This is a genomic window from Devosia sp. Root105 (genome assembly GCF_001424865.1).
In the GTDB taxonomy this organism is placed as follows: domain Bacteria; phylum Pseudomonadota; class Alphaproteobacteria; order Rhizobiales; family Devosiaceae; genus Devosia_A.
Genome location: NZ_LMCR01000019.1, coordinates 601,897 through 620,452, shown reverse-complemented (window position 1 = coordinate 620,452; position 18,556 = coordinate 601,897). Strand labels below are relative to the sequence as shown.

Annotated in this window: 19 protein-coding genes; 9 read left to right on the top strand and 10 right to left on the bottom strand. The window is 66.1% G+C overall.

What is annotated here, in order from left to right:
* Positions 1-153: 153 nt before the first annotated feature.
* On the bottom strand, positions 154-612 hold the full coding sequence (locus tag ASC68_RS25465) for a hypothetical protein (RefSeq protein ID WP_055886103.1): 459 nt from the start codon (positions 610-612) through the stop codon (positions 154-156).
* Between the two features lie 184 nt (positions 613-796).
* On the opposite strand from ASC68_RS25465, the gene ASC68_RS25460 reads away from it, so the two are divergent.
* Positions 797-3,199, top strand: coding sequence for a bifunctional diguanylate cyclase/phosphodiesterase (locus ASC68_RS25460; RefSeq protein ID WP_055886098.1), 2,403 nt, complete (start codon positions 797-799; stop codon positions 3,197-3,199).
* A gap of 573 nt (positions 3,200-3,772) precedes the next feature.
* Here the strand turns inward: ASC68_RS25460 and ASC68_RS25455 are convergent.
* A complete protein-coding gene (locus ASC68_RS25455; RefSeq protein WP_055886095.1) occupies positions 3,773-4,654 on the bottom strand; it encodes a dienelactone hydrolase family protein in 882 nt (293 codons plus the stop codon).
* Positions 4,655-4,749: 95 nt separating this feature from the next.
* Entirely contained in the window at positions 4,750-5,928 is a 1,179-nt protein-coding gene (rmuC, locus tag ASC68_RS25450; protein WP_055886093.1) for a DNA recombination protein RmuC, read from the bottom strand.
* A gap of 150 nt (positions 5,929-6,078) precedes the next feature.
* Between rmuC and def the strand changes: the two genes are divergently transcribed.
* The 3 genes from def (at position 6,079) to truA (ending at position 8,418) form a co-directional block, all read left to right on the top strand.
* The gene (def, locus tag ASC68_RS25445; protein ID WP_055886090.1) at positions 6,079-6,600 is read left to right on the top strand and encodes a peptide deformylase; all 522 of its coding nucleotides are present in this window, start codon (positions 6,079-6,081) and stop codon (positions 6,598-6,600) included.
* A 143-nt stretch (positions 6,601-6,743) separates the two neighbouring features.
* A complete protein-coding gene (gene fmt / locus ASC68_RS25440) occupies positions 6,744-7,664 on the top strand; it encodes a methionyl-tRNA formyltransferase (protein WP_055886088.1) in 921 nt (306 codons plus the stop codon).
* A 16-nt stretch (positions 7,665-7,680) separates the two neighbouring features.
* A complete protein-coding gene (truA, locus tag ASC68_RS25435; protein ID WP_055886086.1) occupies positions 7,681-8,418 on the top strand; it encodes a tRNA pseudouridine(38-40) synthase TruA in 738 nt (245 codons plus the stop codon).
* Positions 8,419-8,425: 7 nt separating this feature from the next.
* Here the strand turns inward: truA and ASC68_RS25430 are convergent, their stop codons facing one another.
* Genes ASC68_RS25430 through dapD form a run of 5 tightly spaced genes read right to left on the bottom strand, consistent with a single transcriptional unit; the run spans position 8,426 to position 12,123 of the window.
* Positions 8,426-9,031 carry a hypothetical protein gene (locus tag ASC68_RS25430; protein ID WP_055886081.1) on the bottom strand — a complete coding sequence of 202 codons (606 nt, stop codon included), beginning with the start codon at positions 9,029-9,031 and terminating at the stop codon, positions 8,426-8,428.
* Positions 9,031-9,570 carry a hypothetical protein gene (locus tag ASC68_RS25425; RefSeq protein ID WP_055886077.1) on the bottom strand — a complete coding sequence of 180 codons (540 nt, stop codon included), beginning with the start codon at positions 9,568-9,570 and terminating at the stop codon, positions 9,031-9,033. The genes ASC68_RS25430 and ASC68_RS25425 overlap by 1 nt, the downstream gene beginning before the upstream one ends.
* Positions 9,567-10,112 (bottom strand): hypothetical protein, encoded by a 546-nt coding sequence (locus ASC68_RS25420; RefSeq protein WP_055886073.1) that lies wholly within the window; start codon positions 10,110-10,112, stop codon positions 9,567-9,569. The genes ASC68_RS25425 and ASC68_RS25420 overlap by 4 nt, the downstream gene beginning before the upstream one ends.
* Complete coding sequence (gene dapE / locus ASC68_RS25415) at positions 10,112-11,266, bottom strand: succinyl-diaminopimelate desuccinylase (protein ID WP_055886070.1); 1,155 nt, start codon at positions 11,264-11,266, stop codon at positions 10,112-10,114. The genes ASC68_RS25420 and dapE overlap by 1 nt, the downstream gene beginning before the upstream one ends.
* Positions 11,267-11,283: 17 nt before the next feature.
* On the bottom strand, positions 11,284-12,123 hold the full coding sequence (dapD, locus tag ASC68_RS25410; RefSeq protein ID WP_055886066.1) for a 2,3,4,5-tetrahydropyridine-2,6-dicarboxylate N-succinyltransferase: 840 nt from the start codon (positions 12,121-12,123) through the stop codon (positions 11,284-11,286).
* A gap of 121 nt (positions 12,124-12,244) precedes the next feature.
* On the opposite strand from dapD, the gene ASC68_RS25405 reads away from it, so the two are divergent.
* Positions 12,245-13,096 (top strand): LOG family protein, encoded by an 852-nt coding sequence (locus ASC68_RS25405; RefSeq protein WP_055886063.1) that lies wholly within the window; start codon positions 12,245-12,247, stop codon positions 13,094-13,096.
* A gap of 280 nt (positions 13,097-13,376) precedes the next feature.
* Here the strand turns inward: ASC68_RS25405 and ASC68_RS25400 are convergent, their stop codons facing one another.
* Entirely contained in the window at positions 13,377-14,081 is a 705-nt protein-coding gene (locus ASC68_RS25400) for a pyrimidine 5'-nucleotidase (protein WP_055886059.1), read from the bottom strand.
* A gap of 31 nt (positions 14,082-14,112) precedes the next feature.
* A complete protein-coding gene (locus ASC68_RS28835; RefSeq protein WP_156387443.1) occupies positions 14,113-14,283 on the bottom strand; it encodes a hypothetical protein in 171 nt (56 codons plus the stop codon).
* A gap of 178 nt (positions 14,284-14,461) precedes the next feature.
* On the opposite strand from ASC68_RS28835, the gene ASC68_RS25395 reads away from it, so the two are divergent.
* The 4 genes from ASC68_RS25395 to ASC68_RS25380 all read left to right on the top strand — a co-directional run bounded on the left by ASC68_RS25395 (position 14,462) and on the right by ASC68_RS25380 (position 18,181).
* The gene (locus tag ASC68_RS25395; protein ID WP_162247994.1) at positions 14,462-15,076 is read left to right on the top strand and encodes a TetR/AcrR family transcriptional regulator; all 615 of its coding nucleotides are present in this window, start codon (positions 14,462-14,464) and stop codon (positions 15,074-15,076) included.
* Between the two features lie 3 nt (positions 15,077-15,079).
* Entirely contained in the window at positions 15,080-16,591 is a 1,512-nt protein-coding gene (locus ASC68_RS25390; RefSeq protein ID WP_082528467.1) for an MFS transporter, read from the top strand.
* Between the two features lie 100 nt (positions 16,592-16,691).
* Positions 16,692-17,063 carry a YciI family protein gene (locus ASC68_RS25385; protein WP_055886052.1) on the top strand — a complete coding sequence of 124 codons (372 nt, stop codon included), beginning with the start codon at positions 16,692-16,694 and terminating at the stop codon, positions 17,061-17,063.
* A 152-nt stretch (positions 17,064-17,215) separates the two neighbouring features.
* Positions 17,216-18,181: a hypothetical protein gene (locus ASC68_RS25380; protein WP_248310598.1), complete on the top strand. Its 966-nt coding sequence runs from the start codon at positions 17,216-17,218 to the stop codon at positions 18,179-18,181.
* Positions 18,182-18,556: the final 375 nt, after the last annotated feature.

Sequence of the window (18,556 nt, the reverse complement as noted above, 5' to 3'; positions counted from 1 at the left end):
CGACGCCATCGCATCGCTCAGATCGACCTGCGAGACAACACAGCCCAAACTGTCCACCATGTCTCCGAACACCCGTCCACCTTGTCTCCGGTCTGAACACCCTCAAGGGGGAGGGAGGCGCTAACAGATGAATCGCGTGCAGTCCGCTCCAGACTAACCCTCGCCCCGCTCCAGCCCGTCGCCGTCGATCCACTGGCTCTTGTCGATAGCGCTTTCCGGCTCGTCTTCGAGCGAGGCCTCATCGGCTGCCTCGATTGCCTCGAGCTCGTCGGAATCGGGCGACAGCGTTTCGCGATGCGCCGCCGGATCGTGGTCGACCGAGGTCGGGTCCATGCCTTCGCCGGCGAGCCCATTGAGCTGGGCGACCGCTTCGTCGATGGCGCCGATCAGGGTGCGCGGATCGTCATCGCCGAAATCCGTCGCTTCGAGGTTGCTGAGCTCGTCGCGGATCGCCAGCAGCCGCGCCAGCCGCTCGACCGCCGGCCAGTCGTCGCCATAGAGCAGCTCTTCGATCTCGGTCTGGCTCACAGGCTGGGCAAAGCCGGGTGTGTCGCCGTCATTGCCGGCCGGGGTGTCCTCGGCGATCAAGCCGCGAAAATGGTTCGAGATCATCGGCGCCTCCCTCAGTGAGCAGTAACGCACACACCCAGCGACGGGTTCAGCCCATATCTTAAGCCTCCGTTTACGGCGTCTCCAGACGTGAGCGATTAAGTACAAGTCACAGCTGCGGGCGCAACACTCCCTTCACCAGTGGGGGCCGAGAGCAGTGGCATTGGCTCCAGAAGGACGCGCCATCTTGCAAACTGTACTGACTACGCTCTTCGAGCAACACGACCTCCGCCTGGTGGCCCTGGCGGCTTTGGTTTGTGCGCTCTCCGCTTTTGCCGGCATTACCCTGCTCCATCATGCCCGCCGCACCACAGGCGCCATGCAACGGGTCTGGCTGGCAGTCGCCGCCTTCTCCGTCGGCTTCGGCATCTGGGCGACGCATTTCGTCGCCATGCTCTCGTTCAATGCCGGCATGCCGGTTGGCTACGACCTGCCGCTCACCCTGGTTTCACTCAGCATCGCCATCTCGATCGTCGGGGGTGGCCTGTGGTTCGCCGCGCTCGGCACCCGCCGTTCCGATTCCGTGCTCGGCGGCGCCGTCATCGGCCTCGGTATCGCCTTGATGCATTATACCGGCATGGCCTCGCTGCTGATCGGCGGCGGCATTGCCTGGGCTTCGCCGCTGGTCGCCGTGTCCGTGCTGCTGGGCGTGGCCCTTGCCGGAGCGTCGATCTATTTCGCAGTGAACGGACACACCCTGCGCCACCGCATCCGTGCCACGATCCTCCTCACGCTTGCCATCTGCGCCATGCATTTCACTGCCATGGGAGCAGCGGGGCTGGAGAACTGCTTCCCGGTGGTCTCTGCCGAAGACCAGACGCCGCAATGGCTATCGATCGTCGTCGCGCTGGTCTCGGTGATGATCCTGGTGTTTGCACTTGGTGGTACCTACCTCGACCTGCTCGATCGCCGCCGCACTCTCGCCGAGAGCGACCGCATGCGCGGCCTCGCCGATGCCGCGGTGGAGGGCCTCCTGGTGGTGCGCGGTGGCGAAATCGTCACCGCCAACCAGAGCTTTCTCTCCATGGTCGACCTGCCGCAGGCTTCGGTCAGCGGCCGGCAGCTTTCGGAATTCCTCGGTTCGGCCGCTTGCTCCATGCTGCTCGAGCGACCCAACATCGCGGTCGAGACCGACCTGAAGACCGGCTTCGGCGCGGTGCCTGCCGAAGTCATCCTGCGCCAGGTGGATTTCGCCGGCCAGCCACACCAGGCCATCGCCATCCGCGATCTCTCGGCCCGCAAGCAGGCCGAGCAGCATATCCGCTTCCTCGCCCACCATGATGCGTTGACGGGCCTCCCCAACCGGGTGAGCTTTTCGCGCAAGCTTGAGGACGAGATCAGCCACGCGCGGCGTCACGAGCAGAGCTTCGCCGTGCTCTGCCTCGATCTCGATCGCTTCAAGGAGGTCAACGACCTGTTCGGGCACGCCGCCGGCGATGCCTTGCTGCAGCGCGTCGGCCAGGCGCTGCTCGGCGCCATCGAGGGTGTCGGTGACGCCGCGCGCCTGGGCGGCGACGAGTTTGCAGTGCTGCTTGGGGATATCGGCACGCCGGCCCGCGCCGGTCGCATCGCCGAGCAGATCCTCGACGGCTTCCGCCGCAACAACGAGCAATCGGCCGGCGGTGCACTGATCTCCGCGTCGATCGGCATCGCACTGTTCCCTGATAACGCCGATACCGCCGAGCAGCTGATGACTCATGCCGACACGGCGCTCTATCGCGCCAAGCAGGATGGGCGCGGCATCTACCGCTTCTTCGAGAACGCCATGGGCGCCGAAGTGCGGGACCGCCGCATGCTCGAGCATGACCTGCGCCACGCCGTGTCGCGCAATCAGTTGCGCCTCGTCTATCAGCCGCAGGTCGATATCCAGTCGGGCGAAGTCACCGGCTTCGAGGCGCTGGTCCGCTGGAAGCATCCGGAACGCGGCGAGATTCCACCGTCGGTGTTCGTGCCGGTGGCCGAGGAGAGCGGGCTGATCCTGCAGATCGGCGAGTGGGTGCTGCGTGCCGCCGCCAGCGAAGCGGCGCGCTGGAAGTCGCCGCTTTCGGTGGCGGTGAACGTCTCGGCAGTGCAGGTGCATTCGCCCACCTTCGCGCAGACCGTGCACGAGGTGCTGATCAGCACCGGCCTGTCGCCGGCCCGGCTCGAGGTGGAGATCACCGAAACGGCGCTGATCCGCGACATGATGCGGGCCGTAACGACGCTCAGGCAGATCCGGGCGCTCGGCGTCCGCATCGCCATGGACGATTTCGGCACCGGCTACTCGTCGCTGGCGAACCTCCGCGCTTTCCCGTTCAGTAAGATCAAGGTCGATCAGTCCTTCATCCGCGCCGTCGACAACAATGACCAGTCGGCCGCCATCGTGCGGGCGGTACTGGGTCTGGGCAGCGGCTTGAACGTTCCGGTTGTCGCCGAAGGCGTCGAACGGGCCGAGGAGCTGGCGTTCCTCAAGAGCGAGGTCTGCCAGACGGCGCAGGGCTATCTGCTGAGCCGCCCGGAAGACATCCGGACCTTCGCTGCGCTTACCGAGGGCAGGACCAAGCTGCTCGACAGCATCCTGCCGCCGCCCCTGCAGGCACTGGCCGGCTAGCTCCGCGCGGCGGCGGCCTTGCGTCGAGCGGACAGGCCGCCTAGCTTCCATGTTGTCCGTGGCGCTCAGTGCCGCGGTCGATGGAGGTATGGACCATGTCTGCGAGTTTTGTGATGCGCCGACGATAGGGCTTAGCCGCCGCTTGCCGGCGCACCTCTAACCACATCGCTACGATGGCAAAGGCCCAGGCTCCGGCGGATATCGCCGGGCCGAGGGCCTTTTTCATTCGCTGGCGCCTTCCCCTCGTAACAAGGAGACAGGCGCCACGCGCCTGCTTGGCTATGACAGAATCTGAGACCACTGCCCCCGCTTCCAGCCGCGACGTTGCCCGTCGCCCCGGCTGGCGAAACTGGCTGCTATCCTGGATCCGCTCGGGAAAACTGCGCCGTGAGCCGCAACTCCCCGACAGCCTCCGGCGCGATATCGGCCTGCCACCATCGCCTCGGCCGATCGACGATCCGCTGCGCTGGCGGAAGTAACGGCCGGCTGCCTTCTCCCACGTGGGAGAAGGCGCTCTCCGAGCTTTCTTGTGGCGCAGGGGCGCACCTCCGTCCCCGCGCTCTCCGGCTGCGCTCAGGCGAGCACCTCGCGGAACAGCCCGATCGTTCGCGACCAGGCCAGGTCGGACGCTTCCTTGCTGTAGCGCGCGGCCGAGGTGTCGTTGTTGAAGGCGTGGTTGGCGCCCTCGTAGATGAAGATCTGGTGGTCGATCCCGGCGGCCTTCAGCGCTGCCTCGAAGGCGGGGATGCCGGCGTTGATCCGCTCATCGAGCCCGCCATAGTGCGCCATCACCTTGGCCTTGATGTTGGGCACCGCCGCGGCATCCGGCTGCCCGCCATAGTAGGGCACCGCCGCGAGGAGGTCGGGCGCCACTGTCGCGAGGTTATTGACCGTCCCGCCGCCCCAGCAGAAGCCCATGGCGCCGACCTTGCCGTTGACCTTCGCATGGGTCTTCAGCCAGGCGATGGTAGCGACACCATTGGCCGCCACGTCTGCCGCCGGCAACTGCTGGAACATCGGCCGCGCCGCCTCCTCGTCGGCGGGCGTGCCGCCGAGGTCGGAGAGGAAGTCGGGCGCCAGCGCCACGAAGCCCTCGAGCGCCACGCGCCGCGCCACGTCCCTGGTGTGCGCATTGAGCCCGCGATTCTCGTGCACCACGATCACCGCTCCGAACGGTCCGCCCTCGGCAGGGTAGGCGAGGTAGCCGCGCATCTCGCCTTTCGCGCCCGGATAGGTCACGTCCTCGGCAACCAGCCGCGCATCGTCCTCCGGCACCAGACCCTGCGCCTTGGCGTTTGATGCCATCAGCGCCGCTGCCACCGTCGCCGCGCTCATCGAGCCTGCGAGCTTAGCGAGATTGTCCATGAACTTACGGCGGTCGAGGCTCAGGTGGGTGTAGTCGTCGAAGAGATTGATCATCTCCTGCGAGATCTGGGGTGTATCCCTCTCGTCCATTTCGCCGTCCTCCTGCGTTTTGACGCGGGGGAGGCTAAGGCGTGCAACCGGACTTGGGGATGACGCTCGCACGCTTGTGAGGCGATGTGAGCAGGCTATTCGCCGGCGAGCCGCTGCGGCTCCGGCCGGGCTTCATCGAACTCCATCGCCTCGATCCGCTCGCCGCGCTTCACGATCTTTGAGGACGAGGTGACGATGTCGCCGATATCCCCGGCGGCCTGGGTGAAGTGGGTCTGGAGCTTGCGCACCCGCTCGTCCAGCCGGCCGACATCGGTCAATAGCGCCCGCACCTCGGTCTGGATGCGATAGGCCTCTTCGCGCATCTTCACGTCGCGCAGCAGCGCCTGCACCACCTGGATGGACAGCATCAGGATTGACGGCGAAACGATGACGATGCGCGCCTTCAGCGCACGCTGCACCACATCCTCGAAATGTTCGTGCAGGTCCGCAAAGATCGATTCCGACGGCACGAACAGGAAGGCCGTGTCAGCGGTCTCCCCGGCGATCAGGTATTTTTCCGAGATCGCCTTGATATGGACGCCCATGTCGTTGCGGAACCGGCTGGCCGCGAAACGCGGGTCCTCGCCGTCACCGGCACCTGAAAAGCCCTGCCAGCTCTCCAGCGGGAACTTGGCGTCGATCACCAGCGACGGCGCCCCGTTCGGCATATAGACCAGCGCATCGGGGCGGCTGCCGTTCGACAGCGTCGCCTGGAACGCATAGGCGTTCTGCGCCAGCCCATCGCCGATGATCGCTTCCATCCGGCCCTGGCCGAACGCGCCGCGCGTCTGCTTGTTGGCGAGGATCGACTGCAGCGACACCACATTCTGGCTGAGCTGGGTGATGTTGGATTGCGCCCGGTCGATCACCGCCAGCCGTTCCTGGAGCTTCGCCAAGCTCTCGTTGGTCTTGACGTTGCTCTCCTGCATGACCGCGCCGATGCGCTGGCCCTGGCTGTCGAGCCGTTCGTTCACCAGCCGTGCCAGGTCGGAGGTGCGCGAGCCAAAAATCTCGCTCATCGTCTGCATCCGGCCGGTCATCTCCGACTGCACGCGAACCATGTCGGCGATGTAGCGTTCGGTCTCCTGCGCCTTGAGCTGCGCCGCGGCTGCCTCTTCGGCGCGCTGCTCTGCCTCTTCCGCCCGGGCGCGCGACTGGCGCACCACTACGACGAGCAGCGCCACCAAGAGGGCCGCGACGACTCCCACAGCCGCATAGGCGGCGATCTCAAGCGTGACGGGGAAGTCGGCGATGACGAAAAGCACTCGATCCATCGCCTCAGCTTACACGATTCGACGCCGTTGTTCCTGCATTGTTCTTCGGCGCCGCAATTGGCGTAAACAGAGCGTAAACCGGCTGGCCGTTGACCGGCGCCGGGGAAATACCATATTCAGCGGCAACCCCCGATGAAGGACTGAACGTTCATGGCCAAGCGCCCCATCCTGATCCTGCCCGACGAGCGCCTGCGCGCCATTGCAGAGCCGATCGAGAAGATCGACGATGGCATCAAGCAGCTCGCCAAGGACATGCTCGAGACCATGTACGACGCGCCGGGCATTGGCCTCGCCGCGCCGCAGATCGGCGAGCTGAAACGTATCGTCGTCATGGACCTCGCCAAGGAAGACGAGCCGGCCGCGCCGCTGGTCATGATCAACCCCGAGATTCTCAAATACTCCGACGAGACCGTCACCACCGAGGAAGGCTGCCTCTCCATCCCCGAGCTCTACTATGATGTCGAGCGTCCGGCTGAGGTCACCGTCCGCTACACCGATCTCGACGGCAAGGAAGTGGAGCTCGACGCCAAGGATCGCCTGGCGGTCTGCGTCCAGCACGAGCTCGATCACCTCGATGGCGTGCTCTACATCGACTATCTGAGCCGGCTGAAGCGCGACCGCGTGCTGAAGAAGTTCCAGAAGGCCGAGCGCCTCGCCAAGAAGGCGGGCTGAGCTCGGACTCTCGGTGGTCCTCCCCTGCGTAGCGGGGGAGGCGGATGAAGGCCTCAGGCCTTCACCGCGTGGGGACCAGCGAAGCTGGTGGAGGGGGCGACCACCAACATCGGCGCCTCCCGAAATCCCGACTGAGAGGTCGTATGAAAATCATCTTCATGGGCACGCCGGAATTCGCCGTGCCCACCCTCACCGAGATCGTCTCGACCGGCCACGAGGTGGTCGCCGTCTATACGCGTGCGCCAAAACCCGCCGGCCGCGGCCAGGCTGAGCGTAAGTCGCCGGTGCATGAGGCGGCCGAGGGCTTCGGCATCCCGGTGTTCACCCCGCGCTCGCTGAAGCAGGCGCCCGAGCAGGAGGTGTTTGCCTCGCTCGATGCTGATGTGGGGGTGGTCGTCGCCTATGGCCTGATCCTGCCCAAGCCAATCCTCGAGGCCCCGCGGCTCGGCTGCCTCAACCTCCATGGCTCGCTGCTGCCGCGCTGGCGCGGCGCCGCGCCGATCCAGCGGGCGGTCATGGCGGGCGACGCGCGCACCGGCATCATGGTGATGCAGATGGACGAGGGCCTCGATACCGGCGCCGTCGGCCTGATCGAGGAAATGCCCATCGGTCCCGACATGACCTCGGGCGAGCTGCACGACCGGATGATGCTGGTCGGCGCCGACCTGATGGGCCGGGCGCTCGCCGCGCTCGACCGTGGCAGCCTGCATTTCACCCCACAGCCGGAAGCGGGCGTTACCTACGCCAGTAAGATCGACAAGGCCGAGGCCCGCATCGATTGGACGAAGCCCGCGAGCGAGGTGCACAACCTGATCCGCGGCCTCTCGCCATTCCCCGGCGCCTGGTTCGAGCTGAGCCTTAACGGCACGCCCACCCGCATCAAGGCGCTGCGCTCGACGCTGGTCGCCGCAGAGGGCGCCCCGGGCACCATCCTTCCCGACCTCACCATCGCCTGCGGCGCCGGCGCCGTCCGCCTCACCATGGTGCAGCGCGAAGGTAAGGGCGCCATGGACGCCGCGACGTTCCTGCGTGGGGCAGGGGCGTTGCCGGAGCGGGCATCGTGAGGGGGCCTTTCTAGCGATGCCCCGCTACCGTCTCTCGATCGAATACGACGGCCGCCCCTTCTGCGGCTGGCAGCGGCAGGCGGGCGATCTCTCCGTGCAGCAGCTGCTCGAGGAGGCGATCGAGCGCTTTTCCGGTGAAAGCGTCGTCACCCAGGCCGCCGGTCGCACCGATGCGGGCGTGCATGCCCTCGGCCAGGTGGTGCATTTCGACCTCGAGCGCGACTGGGATCCATTCAAGGTGCGCGAGGCGCTGAACTATCACACCAAGCCGCACCCGGTGGCCATTCTCACTGCCGATCGCGTCGATGAAAGCTTCGAGGCCCGCTTCTCGGCCATCGCCCGGCACTACGAATACCGCATCCTCAACCGACGTGCCCGGCCCGGCCTCGATGCTGGCCGCGTCTGGCACGTGCCGGTGCCTCTCGATGCCGATGCGATGCACAGGGCGGCGCAGCTGATCCTCGGCAAGCACGACTTCACCACCTTCCGCGCCGCCGAGTGCCAGGCCAAGTCGCCCGATCGCACTCTCGACATCTTCACCGTGTCGCGGCAGGCCGAGATGATCATCGTCACCGCCAAGGCGCGGAGCTTCCTCCATTCGCAGGTGCGCTCGATGGTCGGCTCACTGAAGCTGGTGGGCGACGGCAAATGGCGCCCAAGCGATTTCCGCGCTGCCCTCGATGCGCGCGATCGCGCCCGCTGCGGCCCGCTCGCCCCGCCCGACGGGCTCTACCTCACCAAGGTGGATTACTGACAGCGCTTCAGGGGGCCGTAGCCGCTCCAGCGCCGGCCGTCAGTTCGGCCAACTGCTCCGGCGACAGCGGGAACACCGCGCTCACCACGAACAGTGCAATCACGCCGCTGATCAGTTGCACCACGAGGAATGAGGCGATCTGCCAGGGCGTCAGCGTCAGGATCAGCCGGGCGATGTTGATCATGATGATGATGATCACGATGCCCGTGGCGATGAACATCAGCTCGCCGCCGGCGCCCACCAGTCCGAGCAGCGTCGTGGCGATGGTCAGGAAAAAGGTCGCCCAGTTGTCGACCACGATGTAGGGCACCAAGGCATCGGGCCGCTTCAACTGGCGCAGCACCAGGGCCGCCGCGCCGATCTGCAGCGCCAGCACGATGATCACCGTGGCAATGGCCCGGAACGCCGTACCGCTCGTTCCGGGCACGCCCAGCACCAGCGGCACCGCGGTGTTGAGCAGCGCCACCACCAGGAAGGCGATGAAGCTGCCGACCAGCCCGCGATCGGAGAAGTCGAAATAGCCGTTGGCCCGGCGGTCACCGATGACCAGCGCCACAACGCCGCGGGCGGCCGAGGCCACCTCGTTCCAGATATCGTTGCTGCGTTCAGGCACTAGCCGACCCCGTTCAGTCCGGTGGTCAGCATGTAGAGCCCGACTCGGGTGGCGACAAGCGCGACAATCGAAAGAATGGCAAACGCGGCGGAAATGCCGATCCCGAGTTTGCCGACCTCGCGCGCCACCCGGAACAGCATAAAGCCGATGACCCCGAGCGTCGCCGTGAGAATGTTCGATCCGCCGAGATAGGCCAGCGGCAGCGACACCCCGAGGACGAACGCCACGGCGTAGGTGGCGGGCACCGCCATCGCTACTCCAGGCGTACGAAACACCCGCGCCGTCACTGCGATCACCACCCATATGACGCCGAGCTGCAGGGCATTGGCGACAAGGCTGAGGACGACCGTCGCCCAGCCGGGAAAGCCGCTGAGCGAACTCTCGATGAGGATCAGCGCCAGCACCACGGCAAAGAAACAGCCGGTGGCGTTGATGAGGCCGAGACCGGTGAGGTTGAATTTCTGCGCCGCGCCCGGGCGCGCCGTCAACAGGTCGAGCCAGCCGACAATGGCGCGCCACAGCTCGCCGAAGGCGTTCACGGCGCCGCCATCATCGCCTGCCCGGTCGGCAGCATCAGGAAGATGAAGCTCGCAGCGAACGAGGCGACGGCCACCAGCGCACCGAGCAGGATCGCGCCGGCCCAGCCCATGCCGAACAGGCTCTTTGCCGCCCGCGCCACGAAGTAGCCGAGGATACCGATCATCGCCGTGCCGGCGCTGATGCCGAACGCCCCGATGATGAGGCCGACCAGTTGGCTCAGCGCCAGCACCAGCGCCAGGAACAGGAAGAAGCCGGGCAGCTGTTCCTGCTTGCCCAGCAGCAATCCGGCCGCGCCGACCACGACGAACGGCACCGCCGTCATCACCAGCGCCAGCAGGGCGAAATCGACGACCGCCCGCAGTGCCTCCGGCAACGCGCCTGCGAATGGCACCACCAGCAGCACCACCTGCAGCAACGCCATCACCACGATGCCGGCGACGGCATGCGTCCAGCTCGCCGTCGCCGGGCTGTCGGTGGCCGGCGCCCGGCCGAACGCCGTCTGCGTTGCGGTGCCCACGGCGCTGAGAAAGCCGTTCGCCATCACTCGCCCCCCAGATAGTCACGGATGAACTGGGCGTAGAGCGCCGTCAGCTCCTCGACATCGGCGACTCGCACATTCTCGTCCACCTTGTGCATGGTCGGGCCGGGCAGCCCGAACTCCACCACCGGGCAGTATTCCGCGATGAACCGCGCGTCCGACGTACCGCCGCCGGTCGACAGTTCCGGCGGGATGCCGGTGCGTCGCGCGATGGTCTCGACCAGCGTTTCGACGCCCCCACCGAGCGGCGACAGGAATGAGCGGGAAGGACGGCCGACCACGGTGAACTCGGCGCTGCATTCGCGCAAATCCTGGCTCCCGATCACCTCTTCGATCGCCGCGATCAGGCTCTCCGGCGTCCAGCGGTCGTTGTAGCGCACGTTGAAACGCAGCAGCACCGAGGCCGGGATGACATTGGTGGTCTCGTTGCCGACATCGGCCGAGGTGAATTCGAGGTTCGAGGGCGGAAAATGCTCGGTGCCGTCATCGAGCTTGCCGGTCAGCGCCCCGATCAGCAGCGCCGCCGTCGGCAGCGGGTTGTTGGCCTTGTCGGGATAGGCGACATGCCCCTGCGTGCCGGTCACCCGGATCTGCCCGTTGAGCGAGCCGCGCCGCCCCACCTTGATGCTGTCGCCCACCCGCGCCGTGGCGCTTTGCTCGCCGACGATGGCGAAATCGAAGCGGTGACCCTGAGCTTCCGCCCAGGCCATCAGCTTGTCGGTGCCGTTGACCGCGTCGGCTTCCTCGTCATTGGTGATGGCAAGCGAGATGCGCCCCGCCTCCGGCACCCGTGCGATCGCCGCGATGAACGCCGCGATTCCCGACTTCATGTCGGCGGCGCCGCGTCCATAGATCGTCCCGTCGACGATCTCAGCCGCGAACGGCTGATGCCGCCACGCTGCGCTATCGCCGGGCGGCACCACGTCGGTATGCCCGGCAAACAGCAGATGCCGGCCCTCGCTGCCGCGCGTCGCGAACAGGTTGTCGACCGGATAGGACCCATCCCCCTCGAACCGTACGCGCTCGCAGCTGAACCCCAGCGGCACCAAGGCCGCCTCGAGCACGTCGAACGCGCCATGCAGCTCCGGCGTGACTGAGGGCTGGCGGATCAGGTCGGCGAGAAGCTGGACGGGGTTGATCCCCTCTGCGAGCGTCATTGTCCCGTCCGTCCCTGTCAGTCGCGCAACAGCTCGTTGATGCCGGTCTTCGACCGCGTCTGCGCGTCGACCGTCTTGACGATCACCGCGCAATAAAGGCTCGGGCCCGGCTGACCATTGGGGAGCGGCTTGCCTGGCAGGTTGCCCGAGACCACCACGGAGTAGGGCGGCACCTTGCCGATATGGATTTCGCCGGTCGCCCGGTCGACGATCTTGGTCGAGGCGCCGATATAGACGCCCATCGACAGCACCGAGCCCTCGCCGACCACCACGCCCTCGACCACCTCGGAGCGGGCGCCGATAAAGCAGTTGTCCTCGATGATGGTGGGGCCGGCCTGCATCGGCTCCAGCACGCCGCCAATGCCGACGCCGCCACTCAGGTGCACGTTCTTGCCGATCTGCGCGCACGAGCCGACCGTGGCCCAGCCATCGACCATCGAGTTCTCGTCGACGAAGGCGCCGATATTGACGAAGCTCGGCATCAGGACGACGCCGCGGCCGATATGCGAGCCGCGTCGCACGATCGAGCCGGGAACCGCCCGGAAGCCGGCCTCACGAAAACGGTTCTCGCCCCAGCCTTCGAACTTCGAGGGCACCTTGTCCCACCAAGTGGTGCCACCGGGGCCCTGGATCACCGCGTTGTCGTTGAGCCGGAAGCTCAGCAGCACCGCCTTCTTCAGCCACTGATTGACCGTCCAGCCGTCACCCGACTTGTCGGCAACGCGCGCCTTGCCGCTGTCGAGCAGTTCGAGCGCTGTCTCCACCGCCTCGCGCACTGCGCCTTGCGTACTGGAGCTGATCTCGGTGCGCGCCTCCCAGGCGGCATCGATGGTCTGGGCGAGATCGGCATACGACATGACAAGTGCTTTCGGTCGGGTGGCAGGACGGCGCGCCGGACATTATCCGGCCCGGTCCTGCTGTCAACGATCCTTAACCCCGGCCGTGACAAGCTCAAGGCCACTATTCGGAGACGCCAGAATGGCCAGACGCGCCCATACCCCGCTTCGTACCTCAGTCGAGGACGTGGATGCGGCAAAACGCGCGCCCTCGACGCCGCAGACCGAATCCGCGGCGTTCCGGCTCGCCTTCTCCGACGAAGAGTTCATGACCAGTGAGGACACCCGCGGCGTCCGCTTCCAGCTGGAATATCTGAAGACCGAGTTCCGCCTGCGCGAGCACGGCATCCGCTCGACCGTCGTGCTGTTCGGCGGCGCCCGTATCCCCGAGCCGGGCAAACCCGCCTGGGCCGCCCGCAACGAGACGCAGAAAAAGAACCTCGAAGCGGCCTCGCGCTACTACGACGAGGCCCGGCGCTTCGCTCAATACGCCTCGCTCACCTCACGCGCCCTGAACTTCCGCGATTATGTGGTGGTCACCGGCGGTGGCCCCGGCGTCATGGAGGCCGGCAACCGCGGCGCCGCCGATGTCGGCGCGCCCAGCATCGGGCTCAACATCGTCCTGCCGCACGAGCAGGCGCCCAACACCTACATCACCCCCGACCTCTGCTTCAATTTCCACTATTTCGCCACGCGCAAGATTCACTTCCTCTTGCGGGCCCGCGCCGTCGCCATCTTCCCCGGCGGCTTCGGTACGCTCGATGAGTTCTTCGAGACGCTGACCCTGATCCAGACCGGTCGCATGGAGCGCGTGCCGCTGCTGCTGTTCGGCAAGGAGTTCTGGAACAGGGTGATCAACTTCGAGGCGCTGGCCGACGCCGGCACTATCGCGCCGGACGACCCACATCTGTTCACCGTCGTCGACAGCGCCGAAGACGGCTGGAACGTCATCCGCGAGCACTACAATCTGCCGGAAGTGACGCTGGCGAGCTGAACCAGACTGACAGAGACGGCCCCCTTGCGTGGAGGCGCGGTGGCTCCGCATCCCCTCTCTTGGAATTTCTAAGGCTTAGCCAAGAAGCTAAGCCCAAGAAATTCCATTCTCCCCCGCAAGGGGGGAGATGATCAGTGGCCACCATTGGCATTGGCGCATCAGTCGGGACTCTCCCCCTTGGCGGGGGAGAAAGCGAAAACTTGGGCTTAGCGCAGCTAAGTCCTTAGTTTTCGCCAGAGAGGGGGTCGTGGGGAGCCACTGTGTGCGCCACAACCTGCCCTTACGGCAGCTTCCGCAAAAACCCCGCCAGGTCCGCCGTCACATAGTGCACATGGGCGCCGCCGGTGCGTTCCAGCTCCCAGGCTTCCACCTGCTCATGGGCGAAGGCCTCGCCGGCGATCACCTGCACCGTGGTCATGCCGGTATCGTGCGGCACCACCAGGTTCTTTTCGAGATCGTCGAACATCGCGGCGCGGCGCGCATCGATGCCGTGCTTGTGGAAGAACGCCTCATAAGCTTCGGGCAGGGGCTTGGGCTTGTAACTCATGGCGCGGATATCGAAGATGTCCTCGAACAGTGCGTCGGCGTTGCCCAGCCGGTTGAGCACCGCGCGCGCATGTCCGACATCGCCATTGGTGAGGATGAACTTCCGCCCCGGCAGTGCCTTGATCGCTTCGACCAGGTCGGGATGCGCCTCTACCGGCGAGTAGTCGATGGCGTGCACGGTGTTGAGGAAATGGTCCGGGTCCACCTCGTGCAGTTGCATCAGCCCGTTCAGCGTCGTGCCATAGTCGCGGTAATAGGCTTTCTGCAGCGCCCGCGCCTCGTCGAACGGCAGCTGCGTGACGCCGACCATATAGTGCGAGATCAGCATGTCGATCTGCGCGAACAGGTTGCATTCACGCGGGTAGAGCGTGTTGTCGAGGTCGAACACCCAGTCGGTGACGTGGGAGAGCGAGCGGGGCGGAGGAGTAAGATCGTTCATCCGACCAATATGGCAGCTTTCGCCGGAACTTTCACCCCGCGCTCGGTGCAAGGCTGCGCAGCCCGGCGGTCAAGCGCTCGATGATCGCGAAGCGCTCCCGCCACGCGCTGGTAGAAGCGTCGCCGCGCCCCAGCAGCGCTGCATCGAGCTCAACCTGAAACCCGGCCGGCAGTCGCGGCAGCTTGCCCAGCTGCTGGCTCATCTTCTTGTCACCGGGAAGAAACCGGAAAGGCGGAAAGCCCGCCTATAAGTCGATCCAACGATTCCGTTCAATCAATCACTTGATTGACAGAGCGACGAGGTGTATGTGGCTGCGCTGCCAGGCGCGAAACGTCGAAATCACGGCGTCTGGCGCGACATTGTCGGCGAGCCAGGAAGCCATGACCGTCACCAGCCCCGCCCCGAAACGGGAAAACACCGACGATCGTCGCCGCGCCATCGCGTCCGCAGCGCGCGACCTCATTGCCGAGAAGGGCTTTGAGGGCCTGCGCACCCGCGATATCGCGGCGCGGGTCGGCATCAATGTCGCGACGCTGCACTATCATGTCCCCACCAAGGAGGCGCTGATCGGCCTCGTCGCCGGTGCCATGCGCGACGACTTCCGGGCTCAGTCGCTGGTGCGGCCACGCGCCCACCTGTCGCCGTTGGAGCGGCTCGAGCACGAGTTCTTCGACTTCCACGAGATGTTCTACGAGCAGCGCGACACCCTCGCCGTGATGTCCGAGCTGATGGAGCGGGCACGGCGCGACGAAGTCATCCACGCCGCCATGCGGCCGATCCTCTTGAAGTGGCACCAGATGGTTGCCGCGATCTTCGTCGACGGCGTCGCCGACGGAACCTTCCGGGCGGACCTCGATCCCGAGGCCGCCTCCAGCATGTTCATCGGGGCGCTGGTCGGCTTCGGCCGCGGCCCCGATACCTCACCCCAGTATTTCGAACGCCTGTGCGCTGAGCTGCGCCGCGCCGTTCGCTCAACCACACCGACCAGGAACTAGTCCATGTCTTCGCAATTCCCTTCTTCGCAGTTCCATCCGCCGCTGTCCAAGGCCGATGCCGATCCGCGCCGCTGGGTGGCGCTCGCCGTGCTGCTGCTCGCCAGCTTCATGAATCTCATCGACGTCACCATCGTCAACGTCGCGCTCCCCAGCCTGCAGCAGAATCTCGGCGCCGACCCGACGCAGATCGAGTGGGTCATCGCCGCCTATGTGCTGGCCTTCGCGCTGGGCCTGTTGCCGTTCGGCCGGCTCGGCGACATCGTCGGCCGCACCCGCATGTTCCTCATCGGCGTCGCGGCCTTCACGCTCGCCTCGGCCTTCTGCGGCCTGGCGCCCTCGATCGAGTGGCTGATCATCGCCCGCGTGCTGCAGGGCCTCGCCGGCGCCGCCATGACCCCGCAGGTGCTCGCCATCGCCCAGGTCACCTTCCCGCCCGAGGAAAAGGGCCAGGCGTTCTCGCTGTTCGGTCTGAGCGCCGGCCTCGCTGCCGTCGCCGGTCCGATCGTCGGTGGCCTGTTGATCGGCGCCAACTTCTTCGATCTCGACTGGCGGCCAATCTTCCTCGTCAACATCCCGTTCGGCATCTTTGCCGTTATCGCCGGCTGGTACCTGATCCCGCGCACCCCGGGCCACCCGACGCTGAAGAACGATTTCGTCGGCATTGGCCTGTTCGGCATCGCCATGGTCGCCATGGTCTTCCCGCTGGTCGAAGGCCACGCCCTGGGTTGGCCGACCTGGCTTTGGGGCCTGATGGCGGTGGGCCTGCTATTCGCCGGCATGTTCATCATCTGGGAGCGGCACCGGGCCCGCATCGATCAGCCGCAACTGCTCAATTTCAGCCTGATCAGCAACCCGAACTATCTGCTCGGCCTGCTCATCACCACTATCTTCGCCTCGGGCGTGCCGGCCATGTTCATGGTCATCTCGCTGCTGCTGCAGTCGGGCTACAACTTCACCCCGCTCGAGTCCGGCCTCACCAACACGCCGTTCTCGGTCGGCGTGCTCGCCGTCTCGCTGTTCATCGGCCGGCTCGGCCAGAGGTACCTGCGCACTCGGTTGGCGCTCGGCGCGGCGATCCTCGTCGTCGGCATCACCTGGCTCGATTTCATCATCGGCGGGCTCGGTGACAGCGTCGATCACTGGACCTTCCTGCCGCCGCTGCTGCTGGCCGGTCTCGGTCTCGGCCTCGGCTTCTCCGGGCTGTTCCAGTCGGTGCTGGGGGGTGTCCCGGCCCGCGATGCCGGTGCCGGCTCCGGTGCGCTGCAGGCGTTCCAGCAGGTCGGCGGCGCCATCGGCGTGGCGCTGGTCGGGCAGATCTTCTTCACCCAGCTCGCCGCTGGCTTTGCCGCCGGCAACGCCCCGCATGTCGCCTTCGCCGAAGCTGCGGCGCCGGCCATCGTCTACCAGATCATTTCGTTCGGCCTGGTGGTGATCCTCGTGCCGTTCCTCAAGATCAAGCGCCCCGACCAGAGTGCCGGCGCACCGGCGGCGCCACCGGTCGTCGTCGAAGCCTGATGCGAAAGGGCGTCTCTGGGCGCCCTTTTTCTTTGCTGTGTGAATGTCGATTCCGTCGCCATCCGGTCGACCACTCAGAGAAACCCCAGAGGAGAAACCGATGCGCTACGTCTGCCTCGTCCATGTCGACCCCTCGCTGATCGACGCCGCCACCCCTGAAGAGCTCGCCGCCATGGATCGCGACAACCAGGCGGCGAACGCCGAGCTGACCGCCAGCGGTCATCTGATCCTCGACCTGGCGCTGAAGGAGCCCGGCACTGCCCGCATCGTCCGCTCGCGCGGCGGCAAGGTCTCCGCCACCGACGGCCCGTATATCGAAAGCAAGGAGCACCTGGGCGGCTTCTTCGTCATCGAGGCGCGTGACCTCGAGGAGGCCGTGGCGATCGCCCGCCGCGAGCCCATGGCCCGCTTCGGCAGCATCGAGGTGCGGGCCGAAATGGGGATTTCCTGGCAGCAGCCCAAACCGACCTAGCCTCCCTCCCCTCAAGGGGGAGGGGAGCTCGACGAGTCCGTTTGCCATTGGCTAACCATTGCTGACGACATTCCATAAAATGCCACATGTCGGTCTCGGTGCCGGCCAAGTGCGGCTCCATCTCGCGTCTCACCAAACGCACAGGAGTCGTCGTGAACAGCCTCACCATCTTCGGCATCACCGCCGCCACCATCTTCGGGCTCGCCACGGCTATCGCCGGCAACGTCCAGGCTGCCGAGAACTTCATCTACACCGGCAATGGCGACCTCGCGGCGGCAGCGGCGATCCTCGAGCGCCCTGACATTGCCGGGGCGCAGGTAGTCTACAACTGGCGTGCGCTGGAGCCCAAAAAGGGTGAGTACGACTTCTCGGCCATCGAGCGCGACCTCGAGCAGACCGGCAAGTTAGGCAAGAAACTGTTCATCCAGGTCCAGGATCGGTTCTTTTCGCCCGAGGCCCGCAACATCCCCGATTACGTGCTCGAGGGCGCCGAGTATGGCGGTGGCCTCGTGCCGCAGCTCGACAACCCGGGCGAGGGCAAGGCCGAGGCCTATGGCTGGACCACCATGCAGTGGAACCCCGCCGTCCGCGCCCGCTACCAGGAGCTGCTCAAGGCACTGGCCACCCGCTTCGACGGCCAGGTCTATGGCGTCAACCTGCCCGAGACGGCGATCGACATCGACATGAAGGCCGACCAGACCGGCTTCAGCTGCGACGCCTACTTCGACGCCGAACTGGAAAACCTCACCACCGCGCGCCAGGCGTTCAGCACCTCCAAGGTGGTGCAGTACGTCAACTTCTGGCCCTGCGAGTGGGAGAACGACCACAACTATATGGGCCGACTGTTCGAGCGCGCCGCCGCCAGCGGCATCGGGCTCGGCGGCCCCGATATCGTGCCCTACCGCAAGGGCCAGATGAAGAACTCCTACCCGTTCTTCAACCAGTACAGGGGCAAGCTCGATTTCGTCGGCATGGCCGTGCAGGAGCCGACCCTCACCTACAAGAACGACAAGACCGGCAAGCCCTTCACCAAGGACGAGTTCACCGCCTTCGCCACCGACTATCTCGGCGTCGACGCCATCTTCTGGAGCGTCGAATCCCCGTGGCTCAAGCCGTGAGCGCGGTCATGCACAGCCGCACCGAAAGCCGCCCGCTGCCGCACACCAGCCGCCAGCCGGGCGAGACCCGCCACGCCCGGCGGGTGGGACACGATCTGACGGCGAGGTCCGAGAGACCGAGCGATTGGATGGGGTTGAGCAGTGGGTCGCGGTGATCAGCCCCTGGCGAAGCTCGATCCCACCCCACCACCAGCCGTCATCCCGGCGAACGCCGGGACCCATTGCTCGAAGGGTTAGATGGGCAACGACCGTGCCGGTCCATCACCGCTAGGTCGGCCGATTCAGCGACGGATCAACGCTCGGCGCACTGGGTCCCGGCGTTCGCCGGGATGACGGCCGGTGAGTGTGAGGGCTATCAGCGAGGGGTAAGGCCCC

Bases quoted from the DNA above. Each gene is read 5' to 3' on its own strand.
- dapD (WP_055886066.1), bottom strand. From the start codon at position 12,123: ATGTCGTATGCCGATCTCGCCCAGACCATCGATGCCGCCTGGGAGGCG.
- ASC68_RS25420 (WP_055886073.1), bottom strand. From the start codon at position 10,112: ATGGCGAACGGCTTTCTCAGCGCCGTGGGCACCGCAACGCAGACGGCG.
- rmuC (WP_055886093.1), bottom strand. From the start codon at position 5,928: ATGGATCGAGTGCTTTTCGTCATCGCCGACTTCCCCGTCACGCTTGAG.
- truA (WP_055886086.1), top strand. From the start codon at position 7,681: ATGCCCCGCTACCGTCTCTCGATCGAATACGACGGCCGCCCCTTCTGC.
- ASC68_RS25395 (WP_162247994.1), top strand. From the start codon at position 14,462: ATGACCGTCACCAGCCCCGCCCCGAAACGGGAAAACACCGACGATCGT.
- ASC68_RS25405 (WP_055886063.1), top strand. From the start codon at position 12,245: ATGGCCAGACGCGCCCATACCCCGCTTCGTACCTCAGTCGAGGACGTG.
- ASC68_RS25400 (WP_055886059.1), bottom strand. From the start codon at position 14,081: ATGAACGATCTTACTCCTCCGCCCCGCTCGCTCTCCCACGTCACCGAC.
- def (WP_055886090.1), top strand. From the start codon at position 6,079: ATGGCCAAGCGCCCCATCCTGATCCTGCCCGACGAGCGCCTGCGCGCC.
- ASC68_RS25455 (WP_055886095.1), bottom strand. From the start codon at position 4,654: ATGGACGAGAGGGATACACCCCAGATCTCGCAGGAGATGATCAATCTC.
- ASC68_RS25465 (WP_055886103.1), bottom strand. From the start codon at position 612: ATGATCTCGAACCATTTTCGCGGCTTGATCGCCGAGGACACCCCGGCC.
- fmt (WP_055886088.1), top strand. From the start codon at position 6,744: ATGAAAATCATCTTCATGGGCACGCCGGAATTCGCCGTGCCCACCCTC.
- ASC68_RS25385 (WP_055886052.1), top strand. From the start codon at position 16,692: ATGCGCTACGTCTGCCTCGTCCATGTCGACCCCTCGCTGATCGACGCC.
- dapE (WP_055886070.1), bottom strand. From the start codon at position 11,266: ATGACGCTCGCAGAGGGGATCAACCCCGTCCAGCTTCTCGCCGACCTG.
- ASC68_RS25390 (WP_082528467.1), top strand. From the start codon at position 15,080: ATGTCTTCGCAATTCCCTTCTTCGCAGTTCCATCCGCCGCTGTCCAAG.
- ASC68_RS28835 (WP_156387443.1), bottom strand. From the start codon at position 14,283: ATGAGCCAGCAGCTGGGCAAGCTGCCGCGACTGCCGGCCGGGTTTCAG.